Origin of the sequence: uncultured Winogradskyella sp. (genome assembly GCF_963975125.1) — a bacterium.
Classification (GTDB): domain Bacteria; phylum Bacteroidota; class Bacteroidia; order Flavobacteriales; family Flavobacteriaceae; genus Winogradskyella.
In genome coordinates, this window is record NZ_CAXBGB010000118.1 from 1 (window position 1) to 6,408 (window position 6,408).

At 35.4% G+C, this 6,408-nt stretch carries 5 protein-coding genes; 2 read left to right on the top strand and 3 right to left on the bottom strand.

Features of this window, described 5'->3' with window-relative positions; all coding sequences use genetic code 11:
- From AAC053_RS13215 to AAC053_RS13225, 3 genes are all read right to left on the bottom strand, one after another.
- The coding region (locus AAC053_RS13215) for an FAD-binding protein (protein ID WP_339757545.1) at positions 1–894 on the bottom strand (894 nt) is incomplete at its 3' end.
- A 12-nt stretch (positions 895–906) separates the two neighbouring features.
- The gene (locus AAC053_RS13220; protein ID WP_339757548.1) at positions 907–1,578 is read right to left on the bottom strand and encodes a succinate dehydrogenase cytochrome b subunit; all 672 of its coding nucleotides are present in this window, start codon (positions 1,576–1,578) and stop codon (positions 907–909) included.
- 107 nt (positions 1,579–1,685) lie between these two features.
- Complete coding sequence (locus AAC053_RS13225; protein ID WP_339757550.1) at positions 1,686–4,529, bottom strand: glycosyl hydrolase; 2,844 nt, start codon at positions 4,527–4,529, stop codon at positions 1,686–1,688.
- 292 nt (positions 4,530–4,821) lie between these two features.
- Here AAC053_RS13225 and AAC053_RS13230 point away from each other — a divergent pair, with 292 nt between their 5' ends.
- Together AAC053_RS13230 and AAC053_RS13235 are read left to right on the top strand one after the other, a co-directional pair.
- Positions 4,822–5,049, top strand: coding sequence for a hypothetical protein (locus AAC053_RS13230; RefSeq protein WP_339757553.1), 228 nt, complete (start codon positions 4,822–4,824; stop codon positions 5,047–5,049).
- A 143-nt stretch (positions 5,050–5,192) separates the two neighbouring features.
- Positions 5,193–6,408, top strand: a 1,216-nt coding sequence (locus AAC053_RS13235) for an aminopeptidase P family protein (protein WP_339757556.1), incomplete at its 3' end; no start/stop codon positions are given.

Consider the following 6,408-nt stretch of genomic DNA (forward strand, 5'->3'; position numbering starts at 1 on the left):
TTTTGCTGGCACCCAAATTCTACCATCATTACGTAATGATTCAGACATCAACGTTAATTTAGATTGGTAATCTCCAGAACGCGGAATACATGTTGGGTGAATTTGTGTGAAGCAAGGATTTGCGAAATATGCTCCTTTTTTATGGATTTTCCAAGCTGCAGTGGCGTTACTTCCCATGGCATTTGTTGAAAGGAAATAAACATTTCCATATCCTCCAGTTGCAATAACGACAGCATGAGCAGAATGACGTTCTATTTCGCCTGTAATTAGATTACGAGCAATAATCCCTCTAGCTTTGCCATCAACTTTTACAACATCTAACATTTCGTGACGATTGAACATTTCAATTTTACCACGAGCAATTTGACGATTCATCGCTGAATAACACCCTAATAATAGTTGCTGTCCTGTTTGTCCTTTAGCGTAGAATGTTCTAGATACTAAAACTCCACCAAATGAACGGTTGTCTAATAATCCACCATAATCACGAGCAAAAGGCACACCTTGAGCCACACATTGATCGATAATATTTCCAGAAACTTCTGCTAAACGATACACGTTCGCTTCACGAGAACGATAATCGCCTCCTTTTACTGTATCATAAAAAAGGCGGTAATTAGAATCGCCATCTCCCATATAATTTTTTGCCGCATTAATTCCACCTTGAGCTGCAATTGAATGCGCTCTTCGTGGTGAATCTTGGTAAGCAAAAGCTTTTACATTATAGCCTAATTCTGCTAAAGTTGCAGCAGCAGAACCGCCAGCTAATCCTGTACCAACCACAATAATATCTATATGTCGTTTGTTTGCTGGGTTAACAAGATTGATTTTATCTTTATAATTTGTCCATTTATCTTTAATTGGACCTTTTGGTACTTTTGAATCTAAAGCCATATTAGATATTTTTTAGTGATTAAAGTGATGAAATAATGCAATAAAAATGAATCCTAATGGAATAACAATTGCGTAGAATTTACCGAACCCTTTTAATCCTTTAGTATATTTATTATTTGCTCCAACCGATTGGAATGCAGAATCAAAACCATGTAATAGGTGAAGTGCTAAGAATATAAAACCTATGCAGTAAAATGCTACTCTCCAGATAGGAACAAACTTTTCTTGTAGTTCGTGAAAATATCTAAATTCACCATTGTGCATACCAGACATATCACCAACAATATACTTAGTGTTTATTTCTGGAATCCAGAAATCAATAAAGTGAATGATTAGGAATACGAGAATAAATCCTCCACTCCAAATCATGTTTCTACTCATCCAAGTAGAATTGGCAGCACCATTGTTTTTAGCATATTTAATGCCATTTGCTTTGTTGTTTTTAATTTCGAGTACAAATCCCATTATAAAATGAAAAATAACACCAATAATCAATACAGGTTGTATTAGATATTGAATCACCCAAAATGTTCCCATAAAGTGAGATACTTCGTTGAAAGTGTCTGGACTTATTACAGAAAGGCTATTAATAACAAAATGCTGTAGTACAAAAATCATTAGGAAGAGTGCCGAAAGTGCCATGGCAAATTTTCTTCCAATCGACGAATTTAGAATTCCGCTCATTGTAGATCTAATTTATTTTAGTCTAACAAAGATACAGCGCAAATGGCTTTTAGCCAACTGCACTGTATTATAATTAATTATTTAGAATGAATTTAATCAAACGCTTATTACTTTATCTCTAACTTAGTTTTAGCATTGTCTATTTTTACTATATATATACCTTTTGGTAAGTAATATTTTCCATTATTAGCTTCATTAATATCTATACTTGTACTTTCTTTCATCAGAGCTTTACGGCCTTTAGGTGTTAATTCTAAATTATAATCTACATAGTTAAAACCTTTGTCTGCATTAACAGACATACTTTTCAATTCGGCTCCTTTTTCTGAAAGAATTTTAATGGTTCTTTGGCCAGGTGAATTACTATAAAATTGAATTGTTTTTTCTGGCTCATAAGCTTCTAACCATTGACTCCAAGAACTTCCCCAACGACCAGAATAGCGTATCGGACTTATATCAAAAATTGTAATCGCTTTAGTTTTTATATCGGCATTCATTTTTTGTAATGGAGCAATATTAGCTTTGTAAATACTTCTACCATGTGTACCTAATAATAAATCTTTTGCTTCGGGCTGAATAACAATATCGTGTACTGCAACATTTGGCACTCCATTAGAAAACACTTCCCAAGAATCGCCTCTATCAAAAGACACATAAGCACCATTATCAGTACCTAAATACAAGATGTTTTCGCTCGAAGGATCTTCTCTAATCACATTAACTGGTGAAGCTGAGACATTACTACTAATATCTTTCCATGTCTGACCATAGTCTTCACTCATATATACATAGACTTTAAAATCATCCCAACGATAACCATTCAGAGTTACATAAACACGCTCTTTTTTGTGTTGTGAAGCAATAACACGACTTACCCATAAATCTTTTGGTAATGTATTTGATATTGTTGTCCAGCTGCCTCCTGCATTTTTAGTAACACTTACCACTCCATCATCGCTTCCTGCATAAATTAATCCAAACTGAAATGGGCTTTCACTAATAGACGCTAATGTTCCGTATGCTACATTTCCTTTTTCACCTCCTTTAGTTAGGTCATCACTAATGGCCTCCCAATCATTGCCTTGGTTCATAGAACGCATTAATTTATTTCCACCTAAATACAAGATGTCTTGATTATGAGATGATAATAAAATTGGGGTTTGCCAATTAAAACGATATGGACTTTCACCTAAAGTGTGTTTTGGCTGAATATAGGTTTGTTCTTTTGTTTCAAGATTTAATCTAAAATAAGTGCCAAACTGAAAACCAGTATAAACCACGTTTGAATTACGATTATCAACCTGAATTTGCATACCATCACCTCCCATTATCGATTTCCAAGGGTATTCTCCTTGTTGATGCCAACTTTTATCTTCTCTAGCATTATTGGCACCAACCCAAACACCATTATCCTGCATGCCTCCATAAACATTATATGGTTTTTCATTATCTACATTAATCGCATAAAATTGCCCAACTGATGGCGAATTATTCTTAATCCAGTTTTCACCATCATCGTAAGTAATATTAACTCCACCATCATTTCCGTCAATTAAATGATTTGGGTTTTTTGGATTAATCCATAATGCATGATGATCTGCATGCACATTTTCTGCACTTATTGATGACCAAGATTCTCCACTGTCTTTAGATTTTAAAATTGGTACACCATAAATATAAATGTCGTTTTCATTTACTGGAGATACATGGATATGACCAAAATAATAGCCATAACTAAAGTAGATACCATCTAAATAATCGTCGTGCATTTTCTTCCAAGATTTACCTCCGTTTGTACTTTTATAAACCTCAGCACCAACAACGGGAGTATCAAATAACATAGGATTGGCATCTTCTAGATACTTGGCTAAATCAATCGGTTTTACACTTCCAGATTTAACCATTTTCTTTACACTTTCAGCTCTGTACTTTTCCTGAAAACCATTTGTCTTTAAAAATCCATTTAGTTTTTTGTCTTCTAAAGCCAAGAAGTCTGTATTAGACATGGTTTTAAAATCGTCTTTTGTTAATCCTCGACGCTTAGATTTTTTCTTTTCATCTGGTCGTCTAAACTGACTGTCATGAACCGCATAAAGTATATTATCATTAAACACAGCAACACCTATTCTTCCAACTCCGTCACCAGTTGGGAAACCACTGTCTTTAGTTGACACCTTCACCCAATTTTCACCTGCATCTGTACTTTTATAAATCCCAGAGTTATTACCGTTTCCTGTAAAATTCCATGCCTTACGATCTTTAGTCCAAGATGTTGCATACATCACATTATAATTTTCTGGACTAGATTGTAAGTCGATAATTCCACTCATATCATCTACAAACAAAGTTTGCTTCCATGTCTTTCCTCCATCTGTGGTTTTATATACTCCACGCTCTTCATTTGGCGAATATAAATGTCCTGTTGCTCCGACCACAACCACATCTGGATTATCTGGATGAATTAAAATTGGCGCAAAATGATGCGCATCCATCAGTCCAAGATTAGTCCAAGATTTTCCATTATCAGTAGATTTTAAAATCCCAATTCCTGCATAAGAAGATCGTGATGCATTATTCTCGCCTGTTCCTACATATATAGTTCGGGTTGGCCAATGCACAGCAATATCACCAACATTTTGCGTGTCTGAACTGTCTAAAATCGGAGTAAACGTTGTTCCGTTATTAATGGTATGCCAAAGACCACCAGATGCATAACCGACGTAAAACTCTGAAGGCTTTTCTGGATTCACATCTACATCTACCACTCTACCACTCATAATTGTTGGACCTATATTTTTAAATGGCACATTTTTAACTAATGACGATTGCGTCATCGTCTTTTTTTGCGCTAACGCTTGTTTAACAGTTTCTGCAGTAGTTGCTGGTTGTTGCGCAATAGCGAAAAATGAGCTAACAAAAAGAACTAGCGAAAGAAATCTTGGATATGACATTTTGGTTTGGCTAATTTAAACTGATTTATACTTTAACAGAGTTTTTAAAATTAATCAATTAAGACAAAATCATCAAATACCTAAGTTAAAGTTTAACGCTTAGTCAATATTAACAATTAGGTAAAATTTCTATTGAAAAAATATCAATTTCACTATTTTTTAACATTTTTTAGATAAATTTCTTATTTTTAACGAAAATAATTAACAAAATTTTATTAAAATGGAAGAGTATTTACCTTTAATTATTCAATTAATTAGTTGAGCTGTCGGTGGAAATGTTGCTGGCAAGCTTATGAAAGGATCATCTTTAGGTACCTTATGGAATTCTGTAACAGGTATTCTTGGTGGTGGACTTGGAGGCACAGTTCTTGGCATGTTAGGTCTTGGCGGAGCAGAAGCTGCTGCAGCCTCAACAGGAATGGACCTTAGCAGTATCTTAGGCAGTGTTGCTGGAGGTGGTGTTGGTGGTGGTATCCTTATGGCTATCATTGGCATGGTGAAAAAAGCTATGGCTAAATAACTTTTACAAATCAATACAAAAAAAGGCAATCTTTAAATAGATTGCCTTTTTTTATGCCTTTCAAAATAGTATTTTTGGAAAACTCTGATTAAGAATCGCACTTAGACTACGCTCAGTGTGACAAATTATAAACGTTATACATCATGAAATACGATTTAATAGACCGCAACCTCTTTATAAAAAACCGCAAGAACTTTACTAAACTTATGCAACCACGCAGTTTAGCGGTATTTAACTCTAACGATATATATCCTATTAGTGCAGACAGCACGATGCCTTTTCAACAGCATCGCGATATTTTTTATCTGAGTGGTGTAGATCAAGAAGAAAGTATTTTGGTGCTGTTTCCTGATTGCCCTAAAGCGAAGCATCGCGAAATTTTATTCTTAAAAGAAACTAACGAACATATTGCGGTTTGGGAAGGTGAAAAACTGACCAAAGACAAAGCGTTTGGAACCTCTGGTGTAAAAACCGTGTATTGGTTGCAAGACATGGAAAAGGTGATGTTTGAATTGATGACGCTTTGCGATACCGTTTACATTAATACCAACGAGCATTACAGAGCTAATGTAGAAACAGAAACACGCGAAGATCGTTTTACAAAATGGTTAACTAACAAATATCCTGCGCATAGTGTTGCCAAGAGTAATCCTATTTTACAACGCTTGCGTTCTGTAAAAGATCCGATAGAATTAGACCTCATCCAAAAGGCTTGTACTATAACTGAAAAAGCATTTAGACGTGTTCTTAAATTCACAAAACCTGGTGTTTGGGAATATAATTTAGAAGCCGAATTTATGCACGAGTTCCTCAACAACCGCTCTAAAGGTTTTGCTTATACTCCGATTGTAGGCTCAGGAAACAATGCCAATGTCTTACACTATATCGAGAACAACCAACAATGTAAAGCTGGTGATTTAATTCTTATTGATGCTGGTGCTGAGTATGCCAATTACGCTAGTGATATGACGCGTACCATTCCGGTTTCTGGGAAATTTAACGACAGGCAAAAAGCCGTTTATAATGCTGTGCATCGTGTTAAAGATGCTGCCACCAAACTACTAGTTCCTGGTGCGCTTTGGGAACAATACCATGTCGAAGTTGGCAAACTCATGACTTCAGAACTTTTAGGTTTAGGTCTTATTGATAAAGCTGATGTGCAAAACGAAAACCCAGATTGGCCAGCTTATAAAAAATACTTTATGCATGGCACGTCTCATCATATGGGATTAGACACACACGATTATGGTTTACTACACGAACCAATGCAAGCCAATATGGTCTTTACCGTAGAACCTGGTATTTATATCCCAGACGAAGGTTTTGGTATTCGTTTAGAAGATGATGTGGTGATACAAG

Bases quoted from the DNA above. Each gene is read 5' to 3' on its own strand.
- AAC053_RS13220 (WP_339757548.1), bottom strand. From the start codon at position 1,578: ATGAGCGGAATTCTAAATTCGTCGATTGGAAGAAAATTTGCCATGGCA.
- AAC053_RS13225 (WP_339757550.1), bottom strand. From the start codon at position 4,529: ATGTCATATCCAAGATTTCTTTCGCTAGTTCTTTTTGTTAGCTCATTT.
- AAC053_RS13230 (WP_339757553.1), top strand. From the start codon at position 4,822: ATGAAAGGATCATCTTTAGGTACCTTATGGAATTCTGTAACAGGTATT.